This window comes from Acidovorax sp. GBBC 1281 (assembly GCF_028473645.1).
GTDB lineage: Bacteria > Pseudomonadota > Gammaproteobacteria > Burkholderiales > Burkholderiaceae_C > Paracidovorax.
Window position 1 is genome coordinate 1,740,257 of sequence record NZ_CP097269.1, and the last position, 19,859, is coordinate 1,760,115.

Below are 19,859 nucleotides of genomic sequence, written 5' to 3' on the forward strand. Positions count from 1 at the left end.
AAAGAACGAGGCTACGGGAATGACTGTGGGCATGACAGGCTATTTCACCCATCGCGAATGCTGGAAGCACGAGATGGGCCCGGGGCATCCCGAATGCCCGGCGCGGCTGGATGCCATCGAGGACCGACTGCTCGCCACCGGCGTGGCCGACGCGCTGGAACGCATCCAGGCCCCCGAGGCGTCGCTGGCCGACATCGAGCTGGCGCACGACCGCCGCCATGTGGACGCCCTGCGCGGCATGTCCGAGCGCCTGGCCGAAGAGCTGCTCGCCGGCGGCCCGGCGCATGCGCAGATCGACCCCGACACCTCCATCAACACCCACACCTGGAACGCCGCGCTGCGCGCCGCCGGCGCGGCCCTGGCCGCCACCGATGCGGTGATGGCGGGCGAACTGGAGAACGCCTTCTGCTGCGTGCGCCCGCCGGGCCACCACGCCACGCGCGACAAGGCCATGGGGTTTTGCTTCTTCAACAACGTGGCCATCGCCGCGCGCTACGCGCTCAAGCGCCACGGCCTGCGCCGCGTGGCGGTGGTGGATTTCGACGTGCACCACGGCAACGGCACCGAGGACATCCTGGCCGGCGACGACCGCGTGCTGATGGTGGGCATCTTCCAGCATCCGTTCTATCCCTACAGCGGCGACCGCGATCCGGCGCCCAACATGCTCAACGTGCCCGTGGCCGCCTACACGCGCGGCATGGACATCCGCGAACTGATCGAGATGCTGTGGATTCCGCGGCTGGAGGCCTTCAAGCCCGAGATGATCTTCGTGAGTGCCGGCTTCGACGGCCACCGCGAGGACGACATGGGCCAGCTCGGCCTGACCGAGCAGGACTACACCTGGATCACCCAGCGCGTGAAGGACGTGGCCCGCCGCCATTCCAAGGGCCGCATCGTCTCGTGCCTGGAGGGCGGCTACATGATGGACGCCCTGGCGCGCAGCGTGGAAGCCCACGTGCGCGTGCTGGCCGACCTCTGACCTTCTGCCTCAGCCGCCCCATCGCATGACGACCCCTTCCGCCCCACTGAACCCCCTGGCCGTTTCGCGCGATGCGCGCGGCGTCGTCACTCTCACGCTGGACGACCCCGCGCGCTTCAACGCGCTGGGCGACGGCATGCTCGCCGCGCTGCAGCAGGCGCTGGCCGACGTGGCCCGCGACGACACCGCGCGGGTGGTGGTGCTGGCCGCCAGTGGCAAGGCCTTTTGCGCCGGCCACAACCTGAAGGACATGGCCGCCCACCCCGACAAGGCCTGGTACCAGAAGCTCTTCGCCCAGTGCAGCCGCATGATGCTCGCCATCCAGCAGCTGCCCGTGCCGGTGATCGCCCGCGTGCAGGGCATGGCCACGGCGGCCGGCTGCCAGCTGGTGGCGCAGTGCGACCTGGCGGTGGCGGCGGACAACGCCACGTTCGCCACCAGTGGCATCCACTACGGCCTGTTCTGCGCCACGCCCAGCGTGCCGCTGCTGCGCAACGTGCCGCTCAAGCGCGCCATGGAAATGCTGCTGACGGGCGACTTCATCGATGCGCGCACCGCGCAGGCGCAAGGGCTGGTGAACCGCGTGGTGCCGCAGGCGCAACTCGATGCCGAGGTCGAACGGCTCGTGCAGTCCATCGTGGAAAAGCCCCGCGCCGCGGTCGCCATGGGCAAGGCCCTGGTCTACCAGCAGCGCGAACTGGGCGTGGAGGCGGCCTACCAGCTCGCGGGCCAGGCCATGGCCACCAACATGATGGACGCGGCGGCGCAGGAGGGCGCGCGCGCCTTCGCCGAAAAACGCACGCCGGCCTGGAAGCCGGCGCGCTGAGCCCGCTGGCCATGCCGCCGTCCCCGGTTCTCGATCCCTGCCTCTCTTTCCATCCCGGCGCCGCCGCGGGTGGCGCCTTCTTCTGCTTCTGCTGCTTCTTCTGACTGCCGATGGAAATCTTCGACACCCTGTCGCGCGACTTCAACAACTCCAGCACCTGGCTGGAGATCGCCGTGCTCGCGGCCTGCATCGCCCTGGCCTACCTGGCCAGCCGCGCGGTGGGGCGCCAGCAGCCGGCCGATTCGGTGTGGTTCGGGCGGCGCACCGTCGATGGGCTGATGTTCCCGTTGCTCTCGCTGGCGCTGGTGTACGCGGCGCGCGTGGGCGTGGAGCATTACCAGCCGGTGTTCCTGCTGCGCGTGGCGGTGCCGGTGCTGACCTCGCTGGTGCTGATCCGCTTCTTCGCGCGGGTGCTGACCGCCGCGTTCCCGCGCTCGGCGGCCATGCGGCTGGTCGAGCGCATCGTCTCGTGGGTGGCCTGGGGCGTGGCCGTGCTGTGGATCGTGGGGCTGCTGCCGCTGGTGCGCCAGGAACTGGCCGACATCAACATCAGCTTCGGCAAGTCGCAGGTCAGCTTGCTCATGCTGCTGCAGGGCGTGCTGTCGGCGGGGCTGGTGATGGTGCTGGCGCTGTGGGTGTCGTCCACGTTCGAGCGCCGCGTGCTGAGCAATGCCGTCAACGACCTGTCCATGCGCAAGGTGGCGGTGAACGCCACGCGCGCGGTGCTGCTGATGATCGGCATGCTGTTCGCCCTGTCGGCCGTGGGCGTGGACCTGACCGCGCTGTCGGTGCTGGGCGGCGCGGTGGGCGTGGGCCTGGGGTTCGGGCTGCAAAAGCTCGCCTCCAACTACGTGAGCGGCTTCGTCATCCTGCTGGAGCGCTCGCTGCGCATCGGCGACAACGTGCGGGTCGATGGCTTCGAGGGCCGCATCACCGACATCAAGACGCGCTACACCCTCATCCGCGCGGGCAACGGCCGCGAGTCCATCGTGCCGAACGAAACCCTCATCACCCAGCGGGTGGAGAACCTCTCCGACGCCGATCGCAAGTTCAACGTCACCACCAACATCGTCGTCGGCTACGACAGCGAGGTGGCGCAGGTGCAGCAGATCCTGTGCGAGGCCGCCGCCGCGCAGGCGCGCGTGCTGAAAGAGCCGCAGCCCGTGGCCTACCTGGTCAACTTCGCGCCCGACGGGCTGGAGTTCAGCCTGAACTTCTGGATCAGCGATCCCTCCGCCGGCTCGGTCAACCTGCGCTCGGCCATCAACATCGCCATCCTGGACGGGCTTCGCGGGGCGGGCATCGACATTCCCTACCCGCAGCGGGTGGTGCAGATCCGGGGCGACGCCGTGCCCCCGGCATCGGCCGGCGCTGTCGCCGAAGTGCCAGTGCCCGCACCGCAGCGCCCGGAGGCCGGCGCCGCTGGCCTATAATTCTCAAAAAAGCACGATCGTTCTTTTTGTGGATGGGCGCCATCCCACTGCCTCGCGCAGGGGTATGCGCCAGGGGTGCGGAATAGAATGTTTCGGTTTACGTAAACGTCAATTAATCAACAACTCTAGGAGCCGCAGCAATGAAGGTTTTGGTCCCTGTCAAGCGCGTGGTGGACTACAACGTGAAGGTCCGAGTGAAGTCGGACAACACGGGTGTGGACATCGCGAACGTGAAGATGAGCATGAACCCCTTTGACGAAATCGCCGTCGAGGAGGCCGTGCGCCTGAAGGAAAAGGGCGTGGTGACCGAAGTCATCGCCGTCTCCTGCGGCGTCGCGCAGTGCCAGGAAACGCTGCGCACCGCCATGGCCATCGGTGCCGACCGTGCCATCCTGGTGGAGACCACCGAAGAGCTGCAGCCCCTGGCCGTGGCCAAGATCCTGAAGGCGCTGGTGGACAAGGAGCAGCCCCAACTCATCATCCTGGGCAAGCAGGCCATCGACGACGATGCCAACCAGACCGGGCAGATGCTCGCCGCGCTCGCCGACCTGCCGCAGGCCACCTTCGCCTCCAAGGTGGAAGTGAGCGGCGACAAGGTCAACGTCACACGCGAAGTCGATGGCGGTCTGGAGACCATCTCCCTCACGCTGCCGGCCGTGGTCACCACCGACCTGCGCCTGAACGAGCCGCGCTACGTCACCTTGCCCAACATCATGAAGGCCAAGAAAAAGCAGCTCGATACCGTCAAGCCCGAAGACCTCGGTGTGGACGTGAAGCCCCGCCTGAAGACCCTGAAGGTCTCCGAACCGCCGAAGCGCGGCGCCGGCATCAAGGTGCCCGACGTGGCCGCCCTGGTGGACAAGCTCAAGAACGAAGCAAAGGTGATCTGAACATGACAGCCCTCGTAATTGCTGAACACGACAACGCCAGCATCAAGCCCTCCACCCTGAACACCGTGACGGCCGCCGTGGCCTGCGGTGGCGACGTGCACGTGCTGGTGGCGGGCAACGGCGCCGATGCCGCCGCCCAGGCCGCCGCGCAGATCGCCGGCGTCAGCAAGGTCATCCTGGCCGATGGCGCGAGCCTCAAGGACGGCCTGGCCGAGAACGTCGCCGCGCAGGTGCTCGCCATCGCCGCCAGCTACAGCCACATTCTGTTCCCCGCCACCGCCGGCGGCAAGAACGTGGCTCCCCGCGTGGCCGCCAAGCTCGACGTCGCCCAGATCAGCGACATCACCAAGGTGGACAGCCCCGACACCTTTGAGCGTCCCATCTACGCCGGCAACGCCATCGCCACGGTGCAGAGCGGCGATGCGACCAAGGTCATCACCGTGCGCACCACCGGTTTCGATGCCGCAGCCGCCACCGGTGGGTCCGCCGCCGTCGAGAAACAGGATGCCGCTGCCGATTCCGGCAAGAGCAGCTTCGTGGGCCGCGAAGTGACCAAGAGCGACCGTCCCGAACTCACCGCCGCCAAGATCATCGTATCGGGCGGCCGCGCGCTGGGCAGCAGCGAGAAGTTCACCGAAGTCATGACGCCCCTGGCCGACAAGCTGGGCGCGGCCATCGGCGCCAGCCGCGCCGCGGTGGATGCGGGCTACGCACCCAACGACCTGCAGGTGGGCCAGACGGGCAAGATCGTGGCGCCGCAGCTGTACATCGCGGCCGGCATCTCGGGCGCGATCCAGCATCTGGCGGGCATGAAGGACTCCAAGGTGATCGTGGCGATCAACAAGGACCCCGAGGCGCCGATCTTCAGCGTGGCCGACTACGGCCTGGAGGCCGACCTGTTCACGGCCGTGCCGGAACTGGTCAAGGCGCTCTGACCGCGCGGCCGCGCTCTCTGGAAGGCATCGCTTGCGATGCCTTTTTTTCCGACCTTTTTCGCCCCCGGAGACTTCTTCCATGAGTTACACCGCCCCCGTCAAGGACATGCTGTTCGCGATCGAGCACCTTGCGAACATCGAGCAGGTGGCGCAGCTGCCCGGCTTCGAGGATGCCGGCCTCGACACCGCCCAGGCGGTGCTGCAGGAATGCGCCCGCTTCAACGAGGGCGTGGTGGCGCCATTGAACGTCGCAGGGGACCGCAACCCGTCGTCCTGGAAGGACGGGGTGGTCACGACCACGCCGGGGTTCAAGGAGGCCTTTCGCCAGTACGCCGAGGGCGGCTGGCAGGGCCTGCAGCACCCGGCCGACTTCGGCGGCCAGGGGCTGCCCAAGACCATCGGCGCCGCGTGCATCGAGATGTGCAACAGCGCCAACCTGAGCTTCGCTCTGTGCCCGCTGCTGACCGACGGCGCCATCGAGGCGCTGCTGACGGCCGGCAGCGACGCCCTCAAGGCCACCTACCTCGAAAAGCTGGTGACCGGCGAGTGGACCGGCACCATGAACCTCACCGAGCCCCAGGCCGGCTCGGACCTGGCACTGGTGCGCACGCGCGCCGAACCCCAGGGGGACGGCACCTACAAGGTGTTCGGCACCAAGATCTTCATCACCTACGGCGAACACGACATGGCCGCCAACATCGTGCACCTCGTGCTGGCGCGCGTGCAGGGCGCGCCCGAGGGCGTGAAGGGCATCAGCCTCTTCGTAGTGCCGAAGTTCTTGGTGAACGCCGACGGCAGCCTGGGCGCGCGCAACGACGCGCATTGCGTGTCCATCGAGCACAAGCTGGGCATCAAGGCATCGCCCACCGCCGTGCTGCAGTTCGGCGACCACGGAGGCGCCGTGGGCTATCTCGTGGGCGAGGAAAACCGCGGCCTCGAATACATGTTCATCATGATGAACGCGGCCCGCTATGCCGTGGGCGTGCAGGGCATCGCGGTGGCCGAGCGCGCCTACCAGCAGGCCGTGGCCTATGCGAAGGACCGCGTGCAGAGCCGGCCCGTGGATGGCAGCGTGAAGGCCAGCGCCACCATCATCCACCACCCCGACGTGCGCCGCATGCTCATGACAATGCGCGCCTGTACCGAGGGCTGCCGCGCCATTGCCACCGTGGCCGCGGCCGCCTACGACGCCTCGCACCACCATCCCGATGCCGAGACGCGCCGGCAGAACACGGCGTTCTACGAATTCATGGTGCCGCTGGTCAAGGGCTACAGCACCGAAATGAGCCTGGAGGTCACCAGCCTGGGCGTGCAGGTGCACGGCGGCATGGGCTTCATCGAGGAGACCGGCGCCGCGCAGCATTACCGCGACGCCAAGATCCTCACCATCTACGAAGGCACCACCGCCATCCAGGCCAACGACCTCGTGGGCCGCAAGACGGCGCGCGACGGCGGCCAGACGGCCAAGGCCATCGCCGCGCAGATCCAGGCGACCGAGGGCGAACTGGATGCCAGCGGCACGCCCGCGGCCCGCGCGGTGGCCCGTCGCCTGTCCCAGGCCCGCGCGGCGTTCCTGGAGGTGGTGGATTTCATCGCCGCCAGCGCCAAGGCCCGGCCCAATGCCGCCTACGCGGGCAGCGTGCCGTACCTGATGCTGGCCGGCAACCTGGTGGCGGGCTGGCAGATGGGCCGCGCGCTGCTGGCGGCCGAGCGGCTGTTGCCCGAGGGACGGGACGAAGCCTTCCTGCGCGCCAAGATCGCCACCGCGCAGTTCTACGCGGACCACATCCTGGTCAAGGCCGGCGGCCTGCGCGATGCCATCGTGGAGGGCGCCGACAGCGTCACCGCGCTGGCACCCGAGGCTTTCTGATCCCTTCCAAAGTGCTTCGATTGCTATTTAATTTATAGCAATATGCCGTAGATCCATATGGTCTAGGGCCGTTTTTGGTCATCAACCCCCACTCCGGAGACCGTCCATGTCCCAGTTGCCACCGGCGCTTCAGAAACTCTCGCTGCCCGTGATCGGGTCGCCGCTGTTCATCATCAGCAACCCCCAACTGGTGATCGCACAGTGCAAGGCGGGCATCGTGGGCTCCATGCCCGCGCTCAACGCCCGCCCCGCCGAGCAGCTGGACGACTGGCTGGCCGAGATCACCGAGTCGCTGGCGGCCCACGACCGGGCGCACCCCGACCGGCCCTCGGCCCCGTTCGCCATCAACCAGATCGTGCACAAGAGCAACGATCGCCTGGAGCACGACATGCAGGTCTGCGCCAAGTACAAGGTGCCGATCGTCATCACCAGCCTGGGCGCGCGCGAGGACGTGAACCAGGCCGTTCACGGCTGGGGCGGCATCGTGCTGCACGACATCATCAACAACAAGTTCGCGCACAAGGCGATCGAGAAGGGCGCCGACGGCCTCATCGCGGTGGCGGCGGGCGCGGGCGGGCACGCGGGGGTCAAGAGCCCGTTCGCGCTGATCCAGGAGATCCGCCAGTGGTTCGACGGCCCCCTGGCGCTGTCCGGCGCGATCGCCTCGGGCGGCGCCGTGCTGGCCGCGCAGGCCATGGGCGCCGATTTCGCCTACATCGGCTCGGCCTTCATCGCCACGCACGAGGCGCGGGCGCAGGAGGCCTACAAGCAGGCCATCGTGGACGGCAATTCCGACGACATCGTCTACAGCAATCTGTTCACGGGCGTGCACGGCAACTACCTGGCGCCCTCGGTGCGCGCGGCCGGGCTCGACCCCGACCACCTGCCCGAATCCGATCCGAGCCAGATGAATTTCGGTGGCGACGCCAAGAAGGCGTGGAAGGACATCTGGGGCTGCGGCCAGGGCATCGGCGCCATCACCGAGGTGGCGAGCGCGGCCGATCTGGTGGCGCGCCTGCGCCGGGAGTACCAAGCCGCGCGAGGCCGCTTGGCGGTGGTCTGAGCCGGGCCGGGCGGCCAGCGCCCGGGAAGCTATACTTTTCGACCCCCGCGCTCCCTGCGCTGCCGCATGGCAGTGCAGGGAGCGCTTTTTTGCGGGCCCGCAGCCGCCTTGGCGTGCCGCCCGCTCCATGATTCCTCCCGCTCCCGTTCCCCGTATGTCCTCCGCCTCCCGCAGTTCCTTGATCGATACGGTCAAGGGCCTGGCCTGCGCGACCATCGTCGCGCACCACCTGGCCTTCTACGGCCCCATGTCCGACGCCGCATTGCCGCTGATGCCCGAGGTGATGGCTTGGCTGTCCCAGCACGGGCGGATGGCGGTGCAGGTGTTCCTGGTCCTGGGCGGCTATCTGGCGGCCGCCAGCCTGGCACCCACCGGCCTGGCGCGGTTCGAAAGCGCCTCCGAGCAGATCGGCCGGCGGTTCGTGCGCCTGGCCGTGCCCTATGCCGTCGCGCTGGTGCTGGCCGTGCTGGCCGCCGCCGCGGTGCGGCCCTTCCTGGACCATCCCTCGGTGCCGGGCGAACCCAGCCCGGCCCAGCTCGTGGCGAACGCGCTGATGATCCAGGACATCGTGGGAGAGGAAGCCCTGTCCGCCGGCGTCTGGTACGTGGGCATCGACTTTCAGCTCTTCGCGCTGGCGGCGCTGCTGTTCTCGGCCGCGCGCCGCTGGCCGGGGGCGGACCGGCCGCAGGCGGAGCGCCTGGGCAAGGCGCTGGTGCTGGGCGGTACGGCGCTGTCCCTGCTGTGGCTCAACCGCGAGCCGGGCCTGGACATGTGGGCGTGCTACTTCTTCGGCTCGTACGGCCTGGGCATGCTGGCGTGCTGGGCCGTGCGTGCGCCCCGTGCGCGGGCGGGGCTGCTGGCCATCGCCGCGCTGGGGGTGGTGGCGCTGGCGGTGGAGTTCCGCGAACGCATCGCGGTGGCCTGGGTGGCTGCGCTGGTGCTGGTGCTGTGGCTGCGCTGGGGGCAGCCCTGGCTGTCGGCGCGCTGGCCCGCCGGGGCATCCAGTGCCGTGCCCCATCCCCTGGAGCGGCTGGGGCGCATGTCTTATTCGGTGTTCCTCGTGCACTTTCCCGTGTGCCTGCTGGTGAATGCCGCGTTCCAGCAGGCCTGGCCGGACTCCGCCGCGATGAACCTGCTGGGCATGGCCACCGCCTTCGGCCTGTCGCTGGCCGCGGGGCGCCTGCTGTACTGGCGGGTGGAGCGCCACGTGCCGTCGTGTACGGTGGCGCTGCGCTGGCAGGCCGGGCTCGTGGGCACCGGCGTGGTGGTGGCGTTCGCGGCCGGGCGCTTCGGCTGATCAGGCCCGGCGGTGGGCCCGTGCGTTCAGGCTCGGGGCCCCGCCATGCCAGGCCGGGATGACGCTCAGGCGGGGTCCTTCGCCACCTCGCGCCCGCGGCGGCGCCAGTCGATGAACCAGGCCATGAACGGCAGGATGAGCATGGAGCCGGGCACCACCCACACCAGCAGGTAAGGGCTGACCGACGAGGCCGAGCGCATCACGCTGCGCAGCCGGTCGCGCTCCTCGGCCGTCCACAGCCCCTGGCGGCGCTGCTGCACCAGCCATGTCACCGACCCCTTCATGGTGGCCAGCTCCTTGAGGAAGCGGTTCTTCTCCCGGTTGCTGCCCGCCAGGAAGGCGCAGAACCACTCCGGTGCGCACTCGACGCGGCGCTGCAGGGCCGCGGCGGACGCGGGATCGGACGCCTGCGTCAGGGCGGTGTCGGGCGGAAGCGGGGGCTCCGGATCATGGGGAGAAGCGGTGTTCATGGTTGGGGGGCGTTCACTGCGCAGTGCCGGGCGGGTTGCCTGCAGGCGTGCCCTCCGACTGTGCCACAGAGCGAAATCCATGGTGGGCCAGAGTGTACTGAGTGTCTGTATTTAAATACAGTATGGGCGGCTTTCTTCGGTGCACGGGGCGCACCGCGATCAGAGCGTCAGCAGCAAATCGTGCCCGCCCCCGTCGAGCGGCACGCGCACGCCGCTGTCTTCGCAGGGCACGGAGACACCGTCCAGCCAGGCCTGCGGTGGGCCGCCGGCACCCGGGGCACGGGTGATGCGGATCGCGCAGTGGCTGGTGCCGATGGTGACCGTCGCCTCGAACCCCGGCCAGTCCGGAGGGATGCAGGGCCGCACGCGCAGCGCCGTGCCTTCGCGGCGCAGCCCCAGGATGCCTTCGATGCCCGCGCGGTACATCCAGGCGGCCGAGCCGGTGTACCAGGTCCAGCCGCCGCGCCCGGCATGCGGGGGCACGGCATAGACGTCGGCCGCGACCACGTAGGGTTCGACCCGGTAGCGGGCGACCTGCTCGGGCGTGCTGGCGTGCAGGATGGGGTTCACCAGCCGGAACAGCGCGGCGGCCCGGTCGCCATCGCCCTGCTGGGCGAATGCGAGGATGGACCACATGGCGGCGTGGCTGTACTGGCCGCCGTTCTCGCGCAGGCCGGGCGGGTAGCCCTTGATGTACCCCGGGTCGCGCGGCATCTGGTCGAACGGGGGGGCCAGCAGCAGCGCGAGCCCGTCGTCCTGGCGGATCAGGTGCCGCTCCAGCGAATCCATGGCCTGGGAGGCCCGCGCCGGGTCGGCGGCCCCCGACAGCACGGCCCAGGCCTGGGCGATGGCGTCGATGCGGCACTCCCCGCTGTCCTGCGAGCCCAGCCAGGTGCCATCGTCGAAGGTGGCGCGGCGGTACCAGGCGCCGTCCCATGCCACCGCCTCGATGGCGGCACGCACCGATTCCGCGTGCGCGCGCCAGAGCGCGGCCCGGCCGTCGTCCCGATCTTCGGCCAGCGGCGCGAAGAGGGCGACGGTGCGGATCAGCAGCCAGCCCAGCCACACGCTTTCGCCTTGTCCTTCGGCGCCCACGCGGTTCATGCCGTCGTTCCAGTCGCCGGTGCCGATGAGCGGCAACCCCTGCCGGCCCGTGAGCGCCATGCACTGGTCCAGCGCGCGGGCGCAGTGCTCGAACAGCGAGGCCGACTGTCCGGACGGCATGGGCTGGAAGAACGCATCGTGTTCGCCAGGCTGCAGCGCCGGGCCTTCGAGGAAGGGCACGGCTTCGTCCAGCACGGCGCGATCGCCCGATGTGGCGACGTACTCCGCCGCCGCATAGGCCAGCCAGGCGCGGTCGTCCGAGATGCGGGTGCGCACGCCCTGGCCGGAGTGCGGCAGCCACCAGTGCTGCACGTCGCCTTCCGGGAACTGGCGGCCGGCGGCGCGCAGCAGGTGCGCGCGGGTCTGCTCCGGGTGGGTGAAGCGCAGCGCCATCCCGTCCTGCAACTGGTCGCGGAACCCGTAGGCGCCGCTGGCCTGATAGAAGGCCGCCCGGGCCCAGAGCCGGCAGGCGATGGTCTGGTAGAGCAGCCAGCCGTTGAGCAGGATGTCCATGGCCCGGTCGGGCGTGCGCACCTGCACCGCGCCCAGCGTCTGCTGCCAGCCTGCGGTCACCTGCGCCAGCACGGCATCGAGATCGCAGGTGCGGTAGCGGGCGATGAGCGCCTGCGTGGCCTGCAGCGAGTCGCCTTGCCCCAGCAGGGACACGACCTCCACCGAAGCCCCTGGGGCCAGTTCGACCATGCACTGCAGCGCCGCGCACGGGTCGAGCCCGGCGCCCGTGCGGCCCGACAGCGGGTCGTTGCTGGCGAACGCGGCGGGTGCCCCGGGCCCGCCGTGGCGGCCCAGGAACTCCGTGCGGTCGGCCGTCCACGCCGTCTGCTGCCCGCGCAGGTCCGCGAAGGCCACCCGGCCGGGAAAGGCCATGTCCCAGGGCTTGTGGGCGAGCAGGGCGCCGCTGCCGGCATCCACCGCAGTCACGATGAACGGCGCCGACGCGCCGCGCGAGGTGCCCAGCACCCATTCGGCGTAGGCCGTGACGGTCAGGCGCCGGGCCTTGCCCGAGGTGTTGCGCAGCGTGAGTCGTGAGATTTTGATGGGGTCCTCGCCGGGCACGTACTGCAGCAGCTCCAGCCCCAGGCCGCGCGCTGCGTGCGCGAACCTGCTGTAGCCGTGGCCGTGGCGCGCTTCGTACACGCCATCGTCGCCCAAGGGCTGTGCCGTGGCGGTCCACGCTTCGCCCGTGGCTTCGTCGTGCACGTAGATCGCTTCTCCGGACGGATCGCTCACCGGGTCGTTGGACCACGGGGTCAGCTGGTTCTCGCGGCTGTTGGTGCACCAGGTGCAGGTGCTGCCGCGCTCGGACACCTGGAACCCGAACCCCGGGTTGGCGATGACGTTGATCCAGGGCGCCGGGGTGGCCTGGCCCGGGCCCAACCGCACCACATACTCCCGCCCGTCCAGGGCGAATCCGCCCAGGCCGTTGAAGAATTCCAGGTCCGCGGAGGCGGCCGTGGCCGTGGGTGTGTCCACCGCCGGAGAGGAGGGCGGCGCCCCGGCCGGCCTGGCGGGGGCCGGTCCCACGCCCGGGGCGGGTGGCGCCATGCGGGCAAGGCGGTCGGCGACCTGGCCCTGGCGCGCGACGAGCTCCAGGCGCGCCGCCGACTGCAGCAGCGCGCGCCCCTGGACCCCGAGCAGGTCGGCCCGCAGGACATGGACCGCGCCCTGCGCTAGGCCCGACGCCATGGCCGGGCGCGCCTGGCTGCTGCGCACCGCGGTCTCGATGGCCACCTGCAGGTCCTGCACGTAGGAAGACGCGCGTTCGTTGAGGATGACCAGGTCCACGCTCAGCTGCTTCATGCGCCAGTATTCGTGGGCCGTGAGCAATTGCCGCACCTGCGGCATGTCCTCGATGTCGTCGATGCGCAGCACCACGATGGGCAGGTCGCCGGAGACCGCGTGCGGCCACAGCCCCGACTGCGGCCCGGCGCCCTGCAGCAGGGTCTCGGGATGGGCGCGGAACCGGCGGTCGGCATACAGCAACGGGGCGGCCAGGCGCTGGAAGTCGGCGGCTTCCTCGCCGTCCACCCCCAGGTGGCGCAGTTGCACCTGGGCCTGCGTCCACGACAGCGTGGCGGCGCGGTCGAAGGCGCTGCGCTCGTGGTGCTGATCGATCAGGTCCAGCAGCCCCGCGCGGGTCGATGCCACCACCGTCCAGAAGGCGATGCGCGCCAGCCCGCCCGGTGCCACGCGCACCCGCTGGCGCAGGGCGAACACCGGGTCCAGCACCGTGCCCACGGCGCCCGGCAGCGGCAGGTCCTGCAGCACGGCGGCGGCGGTGGCGGGGTCGCGTCCCCGGCCCAGAAAGCCCGCGCGGTCGGAGCCGTACTGGGGCGCCGCGGTGATCTCGCCCTCCAGCACCGCGAAATGCCCGGCCCATGCCTGCGGCTCGTGCGGCGTGCGCGGCCGGCGCGTGGCGATCAGCGCGCCGAATTCCGGCAGGTACTCGGTCAGCACGAAGAGCTTGGAGAACGCGGGATGCGCGTCGTCCGCGGCCTGCGGCGCCAGCACCACCTCGGCATAGGAGGTCACATCGATCTCGCGCGCCCGGCGCCCGCTGTTGGCCAGCGAGATGCGGCGCACCTCGCCGTCGGTTTCGCCGGACACCAGCACGTCCAACGTGGTGAGCAGGCCCTTGTCGTGGTGCGAGAACGTGGCGTGGTCCTCGCCGAACAGCACGTCGCCGTGGTGGTGGCTGGCCCCCAGGGGCTGGGTGGTGGGCGACCAGAGCTGGGCGCTTTGCACATCGCGCAGGTAGATGAAACTGCCGTGCGAATCCCGCGTGGCGTCCTCGCGCCAGCGGGTCACCGCCACCCCGCGCCAGCGGCTGTAGCCCGCACCGGCGGCCGTGAGCATGACCGTGTAGCTGCCGTTGGACAGCAGGTGCGTGACCGGCCCCGGCGCTCCGGCAACCAGTCGGCGCACGGTGGGCGGCTGGCCCACGCCGCCGTCCAGCGAGGCCTTGACCTCTTCGGCGCGCGGCCGGTCCACCGCCACGTTGCGCGGCGTGCGCTCCTGCAGCAGCAGCTCGCTGGACTGGATCATGGGCTCGCGGTGAAAGCGCTCCCGCATGCGGCCGTCCTTCAGCACGTTGAGCAGGGCCACGATGGTCATGCCCTGGTGGTGGGCCATGTAGTTGCGCACGATGGCCACCGGCTGCCCCTCGGGCAGGCGGGTGGGCGTGAAATCCAGCGCTTCGTAGAAGCCATGGTGGCCCAACGCGCCCAGAGCGGCCAGGCGCTCGTAGTTCAGCAGCGCCGCGCGCGGCTCCACCATGGCGGCCAGGCCGGTGGCGTACGGCGCGATGACGCGGTTGTCACCGAGTCCGCGCTTGAGGCCCAGGCCCGGCACGCCGAAGTTGGAGTACTGGTAAGTGAACTCCCGGTCGCGCGCGTTGTAGGCGGACTCCGAGATGCCCCACGGAATGCCGAGCGCCTGCCCGTACGCGATCTGCCGCTGCACCACCAGGCGGTTCGTCTGCTCCAGCAGGCTGCCCGCGGGCGCCTGCATGACCAGCGAGGGCATCAGGTATTCGAACATCGAGCCGGACCAGGAGATCAGCGCCGAGCTGCCCGCAAGCGGCGTGGCAGCACGCCCCAGGCGGAACCAGTGGCGGGTGGGTGCGTCGCCCTTGGCGATGGCGAAGAGGCTCGCCAGCCGGGCCTCGGACCCGAGCAGGTCGTAGCAGTTTTCGTCCAGGCGCTGCTCCGCCAGGGCGTAGCCGATGGACAGCAGCTTGCGCTCCGGGTGCATCAGGAACGCGAAATCCATGGCCAGGGCCATCTCACGCGCCGTGCCGGCCAGTGCCTGCAGCCGCTGGGCCAGGGCCGGCGCCGGGGTGGGCGCCAGGGCATCGTCGGCGTGCGCCGCGGCCACGCGGGCGATCTCACGGGTCCAGAACAGCATTTCGTCCACGCCCGGATCGTCGTCCACCGAGCCTGCCGGCTTCGCCGCGCCGGCCGCCTTGTCGGCCAGACGGCCCAGCGCGGGCGCCAGCTCTCGCAGGGGCAGGGGGCCATCGATCAGGGCGGCCATGCCGTCCAGCAGCTCGCCCATGCGCTGCGCCAGGGGCACGCCGCGCGCGCTGACCAGGCCCGGCAGGCCCGCACGCGCCAGCTGCAGCGCGTCGCCGATGCCCATGCGGACTTCCGTGCAGGGGCCGCCCTGGGCCCGCCACTCGTCGCAGGTGTTGGCCAGGGCGATCAGGTGACCGGCGAGGTTGCCGCTGTCCACCGACGACACGTAGGGCGGATCGAGCGCGCGCAGGTCCGCCGTGCCATACCAGTTGAAGAAGTGGCCCCGAAAGCGCTGCAGCTGCTGTAGCGTGGCGAACGTCGCCTCCAGGCGCGCCACTGTCTCCAGCGTGCCGGCCCAGCCGAAATCGCGCGCCGCGGCCGTCGCCAGCAGGTACAGGCCGATGTTGGTCGGCGAGGTGCGGCGCGCCACCACGGGCCGGGGCGTTTCCTGGAAGTTGTCGGGCGGCAGCATGTGGTCCGCCGGTGTCACGAAGGTCTCGAAGTATCGCCAGGTGCGGCGCGCGATCCGGCGCAGCACCAGGGCCTGCGCCGGTTGCAGTGCCAGCAGCGGGGCCGTGCCCGGCGGCCGGCTGGCCCAGGCGGCGAGGGCGGGCGCCGCCAGCCACAGCGACAGCATCGGCAGCAGGAGCGCCAGCGTGGCGGCCCAGTGCGATGGCGCGAGCGCGGTGGCGGCCCCCGCCACGGCCAGGCCCAGCGCCATGCCCGGGGCCATCTGGCGGTAAAAGCCAACGACGCCCGGCCGGGGCCGCTGGCCGGACTGCGCCGCGGTCGTCCATTCCAGCAGGTGGCGGCGGGTGGCCAACATTCGGGCCAGCGTGTGCACCAGGGCATCGCCCATGCGCCAGGCCTGGTCCGCCAGCAGGCTCCAGGCCAGGACGGTCTGGGCGCAGGCCATCCGCGCATCGGCGGCCAGCACCCGCCATTGGCTGCGCAGCCGCACGCCCGGCCGGTGCGACCAGGCGCTGGAGAGCAACGGCAGGCAGGAAGGAATGGCCAGTACCAGCAGCACCAGCAGCATGGCGACGGCGGCGGGTGCCGTGGGCATCGCCCAGGCCATGGTCAGCGCCAGCAGCGACGATGGCGCCAGCAGCGAGCGGCGCAGGTTGTCGATCATCTTCCAGCGCCCCACGGCGGACACGGCCTGGGGCCCGGTCCAGTGGCCGGCGATCCAGGGCAGCAGCTGCCAGTCGCCCCGGGTCCAGCGGTGCTGGCGCCGCGCGGCCACGTCGTAGCGGGCCGGGGCTTCCTCGATCAGTTCGATGTCGGAGGCCAGGCCGGCGCGCGCGAAAGTGCCTTCGAAGAGATCGTGGCTCAGCAGGGTGTTGTCCGGCACCCGGCCCTGCAGCGATGCCTCGAAGGCGTCCACGTCGTAGATGCCCTTGCCGGTGTACGAGCCTTCGCCGAAGAGGTCCTGGTAGACGTCCGAGATGGCCATCGCATACGGGTCCATGCCGCCCGGGCTGGAGGAGATCCGCTGGTAGAACGAGCCCTGGCTGCCGGTGGGCAGCGACGGCGTGATGCGCGGCTGCAAGATGGCGTAGCCGCCCACGACGCGTTGCGACACCGGGTCGAACCGGGGGCGGTTGAGCGGATGGGCCATTTTGCCCACCAAGCGCAGCGCCGCGTCGCGCGGCAGCCGCGTGTCGGCGTCCAGTGTGATCACGTAGCGCACGCCCTGTGGCACGGCCGGGGTGGGCACGAAGCTGGTGTCCGCCGCGCCGCGCAGCAGCTGGTTCAGCTCATGGAGCTTGCCCCGCTTGCGCTCCCACCCCATCCAGGTGTTCTCCGCCGCATTGAACAGGCGGCGGCGGTGCAGCAGCAGGAATCGCGGCCCCTGCGGCGCGGGGCCGTGGCGCAGGTTCAGCGCCGCGATGGCCTGCTCGGCCAGTGCGATGAGGGGGGCGTCGGAGGGCAGGTCCTGCGTGGGCGCATCCACGCCATCGGCCACCAGCGCGAAGGCGATGTCGCCCTCGCCGCCCGCCAGGTAGTGCACCTCCAGCCGCTCGATCTGCTCCAGCAGGTCCGCCGCGCTGGTGAACAGCGTGGGCATGGCCACCAGGGTGCGCATCGAGGCCGGAATGCCCCCGGCCAGCTCCAGCCCGGGCAGGGGCGCCGCGCCCAGGCGCCAGGCCACCAGCCGGTGCACCAGGCTGGTGGCCACCTCGGAGGCGGGCAGCAGCAGGCCCAGCAGCCACAGTGCGGTCAGCCACGCGCCCGCGCCCACGGGCAGCACGAGCCAGCCCGCGGCGCACAGCGCGCCCGTGGTCAGCGCGATGGCGCCCACGTAGCCGCGCAGGCTGTGCTCGCCCCGCAGGCGCGCCAGTCGCCAGTGCAGCGGCGCGTGGAAGCCGATGTCCTGCTCGAGCGCCCTGCGGCCTCCGGAAATGAGGTGGTAGCCGGGGTCGTCGGCGCCGTCGCCGCGCTCTGCACCTGGGGCGCTGGCAGCGGCCTTCGCGGCGGCCAGTGCGTGCTCGGCGATATCCAGCTCCGAATGGCGGGACCGGCGCGCCAATTGCTCGATGGCGTCGCGGTAGAGGTTGCGCGTGGGAAAGTCCATCGCGGCGAAGTGGCTGCCTTCGCGCAGCCGCTCGTCCACCAGGCTCACGCTTTCGAACAGGTCGGCCCAGTCGATGTCGGACATGAGCCGCAGGCTGGTGATCACGTTGCGCACGGTGACGTTGGAGGCGCCCTGGCGCTGCTGGGCATGCGACACCACTTCGTCAATGGTGGTGCCCTGCTGCTGCAGGCGCTCCTGCAGCCAGCCCAGCGCCGGCATGGTCCGCGGGTCGTGGTCGCGCAGCCGCTTGGCGAGCTGGGCGGCGAACAGTTCGGACAGCGCCAGGGGTGACCGCGCGGCGATGTCTTCGTCCAGCGCCGAGCGAGCGGAGCCCAGGGCCATCAGGTGCGTGGCGAGCCGGTCGGCGTCGGCCCGCGCGGCGCGGCCCACGGTCATCTGGTCCACCAGCCGGCGCAGGTTCTCGATCAGCACGATGCGCAGCGTGATCGCCACCGCCCACAGCTCGCCGATGGTCAGCGGCTGCACGCGCTGGTAGGCCTTCAGGAAGGCCCGCAACGTGCCCGCATCCACGTGGCTGTCGGTGTGCGCCACGAAAGCCCAGGTCAGGCCCAGCACCCGGGGATAGCCCGCGAACGGGCCCGATGCGAGCTTGGGCAGTTGCCGGTAGTAGTCGGCCGGCAGGTCGCCCCGGATGTCGCGCACCTGCTTTTCGACGAGGTGGTAGTTGTCCAGCAGCCACTCTGCGGCGGGCACGACCCGCCGGCCCGCCTCCAGCTCGGCCGCGCTGGCGCGGTAGGCGGCCAGCAGCACCCGGGCGTTGTCGTCCAGGCGCCGACGCAGCGGGGCGACGGCCGGGGGCCTGGCGCTGACGGCTTGCGCGGCGGCCAGGCTCTGGGCGTGCTGCTCCAGGCGCTCCAGCCCGAACAGTTCGCCGCGCACCGGCGCCGAGCCGGACCACAGCGATGCATCGTTGCCGCGAAAAAAGAGGCGTTGGAGGAAGGGGGTCATGGTGCCTTTCGGTGGGCAGTGGGCGGTGGTGCGCCCAGGCGACTGAACGGCGGATCGGGCAACGGAAGGCGGGGCGAAGGGGGCGCGGGTGCGCGGCCGGCCGCTCTAGGGCGCGCGCAGGTCGAACTCGCGCAGCATCACGGGCTCGATGGCGCCCTGGTCCACCCGGCGGCGCACCGCGGCCTCGATCTCGGGGGCGTGGCTGCGGTAGGTGTCCATCGGGTCCTCGTCCGCGGTGCCGGGGCTGTAGCGGTAGTGCAGGGCATCCTTGCCGACACTGGCACCGATCCATTGCGACTGGACCTCGACCCAGAAGCGCACCGTTCCCGAGGCTTCGTGGAAAAAGGGAGGCTGTGACATGGGGAACTCCGAAAAGGTGGGGGGTGATCGCATGCCGCCGGGCGGTGGGTGCACCGGCGCGGGCATGGGGTGGAGCGCGCAAGGAAAGCTAAAGGGCGGCCAAAGAGGGCGGCGAAAGACTTGGCGCCGCTTGGCCTGCGAGGCTATGGCCGGATCGCCCGCCTGTCTGTGCGCTGGCACACACAGGCCGCGCCCGGGCCGCGCCCTATACTGAACCGGGCGAATCGTTGCCGGTGGCTGTTCCATCGCTGATGCATCCGGCTTTCTGGAGAATGCGATGCCTCACCGTGAAGAACCCCGGCGCAACCGCCTGCTCGCCGCACTGGGCGACGCCGAATGGCAGCGCCTGCACCCCGACCTCGAATCCGTGAGCCTCGGCGTGGGCCTGGTGCTCGGCGAGCCGGGCGAACGCGTGGGCCATGCGGTGTTTCCCACCACCGCCATCGTCTCGCTGCTGCACCGCCTGGAAGACGGCGGCTGCGCAGGGGTCGCCGTGGTCGGCTTCGAGGGCATGGTCGGCGCGTGCATCGTGCTGGGCGGCGAATCGATGCCCCACCGCGCCGTGGTGCAGTGCGCAGGCCGCGGCTGGCGCGTGCCGGCCCATGCGCTGCTGGACGTGCTGCAGCGGTCCGCCGCGTGGCAGCGGCAGCTGCTGCGCTACGCACAGGCGCTTTTGGCGCAGATCGCGCAGACGGCCGTGTGCAATCGCCACCACTCGCTGGACCAGCAACTGTGCCGCTGGCTGCTGACCAGCCTCGATCGCCTGGAGGGCCCGGACGTCGTGGTGACCCAGGAGCTCATCGCCCACATGCTGGGCGTTCGCCGCGAAGGGGTGACGGAAGCGGCGGGGCACCTGCAGCAGGCCGGATTGATCCGCTACCGCCGTGGCCGCATCACCGTGCTGGACATCGACGGACTGCTGCGCCGCAGCTGCGAATGCCACCGGCTCGTGCAGCGCGAGTACGAGCGGCTTTTGCCGTGAGCGCCGCGCGCACCAGGGCGGTTGCGGGAACGGGTGTACCATGGGTCGCGTAGACATGTGCAAGACCGT

At 70.6% G+C, this 19,859-nt stretch carries 12 protein-coding genes; 9 read left to right on the forward strand and 3 right to left on the reverse strand.

Annotation, left to right across the window (positions count from 1 at the left end; translation table 11 throughout):
* The first annotated feature begins 19 nt into the window (after positions 1-19).
* The 8 genes from M5C96_RS07865 to M5C96_RS07900 all read left to right on the forward strand — a co-directional run bounded on the left by M5C96_RS07865 (position 20) and on the right by M5C96_RS07900 (position 9,293).
* Complete coding sequence (locus tag M5C96_RS07865) at positions 20-979, forward strand: histone deacetylase family protein (protein ID WP_272552001.1); 960 nt, start codon at positions 20-22, stop codon at positions 977-979.
* 25 nt (positions 980-1,004) lie between these two features.
* Positions 1,005-1,805, forward strand: a complete 801-nt coding sequence (locus M5C96_RS07870) for an enoyl-CoA hydratase (protein ID WP_272568342.1) — start codon at positions 1,005-1,007, stop codon at positions 1,803-1,805.
* Between the two features lie 110 nt (positions 1,806-1,915).
* A complete protein-coding gene (locus tag M5C96_RS07875) occupies positions 1,916-3,238 on the forward strand; it encodes a mechanosensitive ion channel family protein (RefSeq protein ID WP_272568344.1) in 1,323 nt (440 codons plus the stop codon).
* Between the two features lie 140 nt (positions 3,239-3,378).
* Complete coding sequence (locus M5C96_RS07880; protein ID WP_272568347.1) at positions 3,379-4,128, forward strand: electron transfer flavoprotein subunit beta/FixA family protein; 750 nt, start codon at positions 3,379-3,381, stop codon at positions 4,126-4,128.
* Between the two features lie 2 nt (positions 4,129-4,130).
* Positions 4,131-5,063: an electron transfer flavoprotein subunit alpha/FixB family protein gene (locus tag M5C96_RS07885; RefSeq protein WP_272568348.1), complete on the forward strand. Its 933-nt coding sequence runs from the start codon at positions 4,131-4,133 to the stop codon at positions 5,061-5,063.
* Positions 5,064-5,142: 79 nt separating this feature from the next.
* Positions 5,143-6,933 (forward strand): acyl-CoA dehydrogenase, encoded by a 1,791-nt coding sequence (locus tag M5C96_RS07890; RefSeq protein WP_272568350.1) that lies wholly within the window; start codon positions 5,143-5,145, stop codon positions 6,931-6,933.
* Positions 6,934-7,039: 106 nt separating this feature from the next.
* Positions 7,040-7,996, forward strand: coding sequence for an NAD(P)H-dependent flavin oxidoreductase (locus tag M5C96_RS07895; protein ID WP_272568351.1), 957 nt, complete (start codon positions 7,040-7,042; stop codon positions 7,994-7,996).
* 154 nt (positions 7,997-8,150) lie between these two features.
* Complete coding sequence (locus tag M5C96_RS07900; RefSeq protein WP_272568353.1) at positions 8,151-9,293, forward strand: acyltransferase family protein; 1,143 nt, start codon at positions 8,151-8,153, stop codon at positions 9,291-9,293.
* Between the two features lie 65 nt (positions 9,294-9,358).
* Here the strand turns inward: M5C96_RS07900 and M5C96_RS07905 are convergent, their stop codons facing one another.
* The 3 genes from M5C96_RS07905 to M5C96_RS07915 form a co-directional block, all read right to left on the reverse strand.
* Positions 9,359-9,763, reverse strand: a complete 405-nt coding sequence (locus tag M5C96_RS07905) for a hypothetical protein (RefSeq protein WP_272568355.1) — start codon at positions 9,761-9,763, stop codon at positions 9,359-9,361.
* 159 nt (positions 9,764-9,922) lie between these two features.
* Positions 9,923-18,448, reverse strand: coding sequence for a GH36-type glycosyl hydrolase domain-containing protein (locus M5C96_RS07910; RefSeq protein ID WP_272568356.1), 8,526 nt, complete (start codon positions 18,446-18,448; stop codon positions 9,923-9,925).
* A 105-nt stretch (positions 18,449-18,553) separates the two neighbouring features.
* Complete coding sequence (locus M5C96_RS07915) at positions 18,554-18,808, reverse strand: DUF1488 family protein (protein WP_272568357.1); 255 nt, start codon at positions 18,806-18,808, stop codon at positions 18,554-18,556.
* A gap of 277 nt (positions 18,809-19,085) precedes the next feature.
* Here M5C96_RS07915 and M5C96_RS07920 point away from each other — a divergent pair, with 277 nt between their 5' ends.
* Complete coding sequence (locus M5C96_RS07920) at positions 19,086-19,790, forward strand: Crp/Fnr family transcriptional regulator (RefSeq protein WP_272568359.1); 705 nt, start codon at positions 19,086-19,088, stop codon at positions 19,788-19,790.
* Positions 19,791-19,859 lie beyond the last annotated feature (69 nt).

Bases quoted from the DNA above. Each gene is read 5' to 3' on its own strand.
- M5C96_RS07875 (WP_272568344.1), top strand. From the start codon at position 1,916: ATGGAAATCTTCGACACCCTGTCGCGCGACTTCAACAACTCCAGCACC.
- M5C96_RS07885 (WP_272568348.1), top strand. From the start codon at position 4,131: ATGACAGCCCTCGTAATTGCTGAACACGACAACGCCAGCATCAAGCCC.
- M5C96_RS07910 (WP_272568356.1), bottom strand. From the start codon at position 18,448: ATGACCCCCTTCCTCCAACGCCTCTTTTTTCGCGGCAACGATGCATCG.
- M5C96_RS07895 (WP_272568351.1), top strand. From the start codon at position 7,040: ATGTCCCAGTTGCCACCGGCGCTTCAGAAACTCTCGCTGCCCGTGATC.
- M5C96_RS07880 (WP_272568347.1), top strand. From the start codon at position 3,379: ATGAAGGTTTTGGTCCCTGTCAAGCGCGTGGTGGACTACAACGTGAAG.
- M5C96_RS07865 (WP_272552001.1), top strand. From the start codon at position 20: ATGACTGTGGGCATGACAGGCTATTTCACCCATCGCGAATGCTGGAAG.
- M5C96_RS07900 (WP_272568353.1), top strand. From the start codon at position 8,151: ATGTCCTCCGCCTCCCGCAGTTCCTTGATCGATACGGTCAAGGGCCTG.
- M5C96_RS07905 (WP_272568355.1), bottom strand. From the start codon at position 9,763: ATGAACACCGCTTCTCCCCATGATCCGGAGCCCCCGCTTCCGCCCGAC.
- M5C96_RS07915 (WP_272568357.1), bottom strand. From the start codon at position 18,808: ATGTCACAGCCTCCCTTTTTCCACGAAGCCTCGGGAACGGTGCGCTTC.
- M5C96_RS07920 (WP_272568359.1), top strand. From the start codon at position 19,086: ATGCCTCACCGTGAAGAACCCCGGCGCAACCGCCTGCTCGCCGCACTG.
- M5C96_RS07870 (WP_272568342.1), top strand. From the start codon at position 1,005: ATGACGACCCCTTCCGCCCCACTGAACCCCCTGGCCGTTTCGCGCGAT.
- M5C96_RS07890 (WP_272568350.1), top strand. From the start codon at position 5,143: ATGAGTTACACCGCCCCCGTCAAGGACATGCTGTTCGCGATCGAGCAC.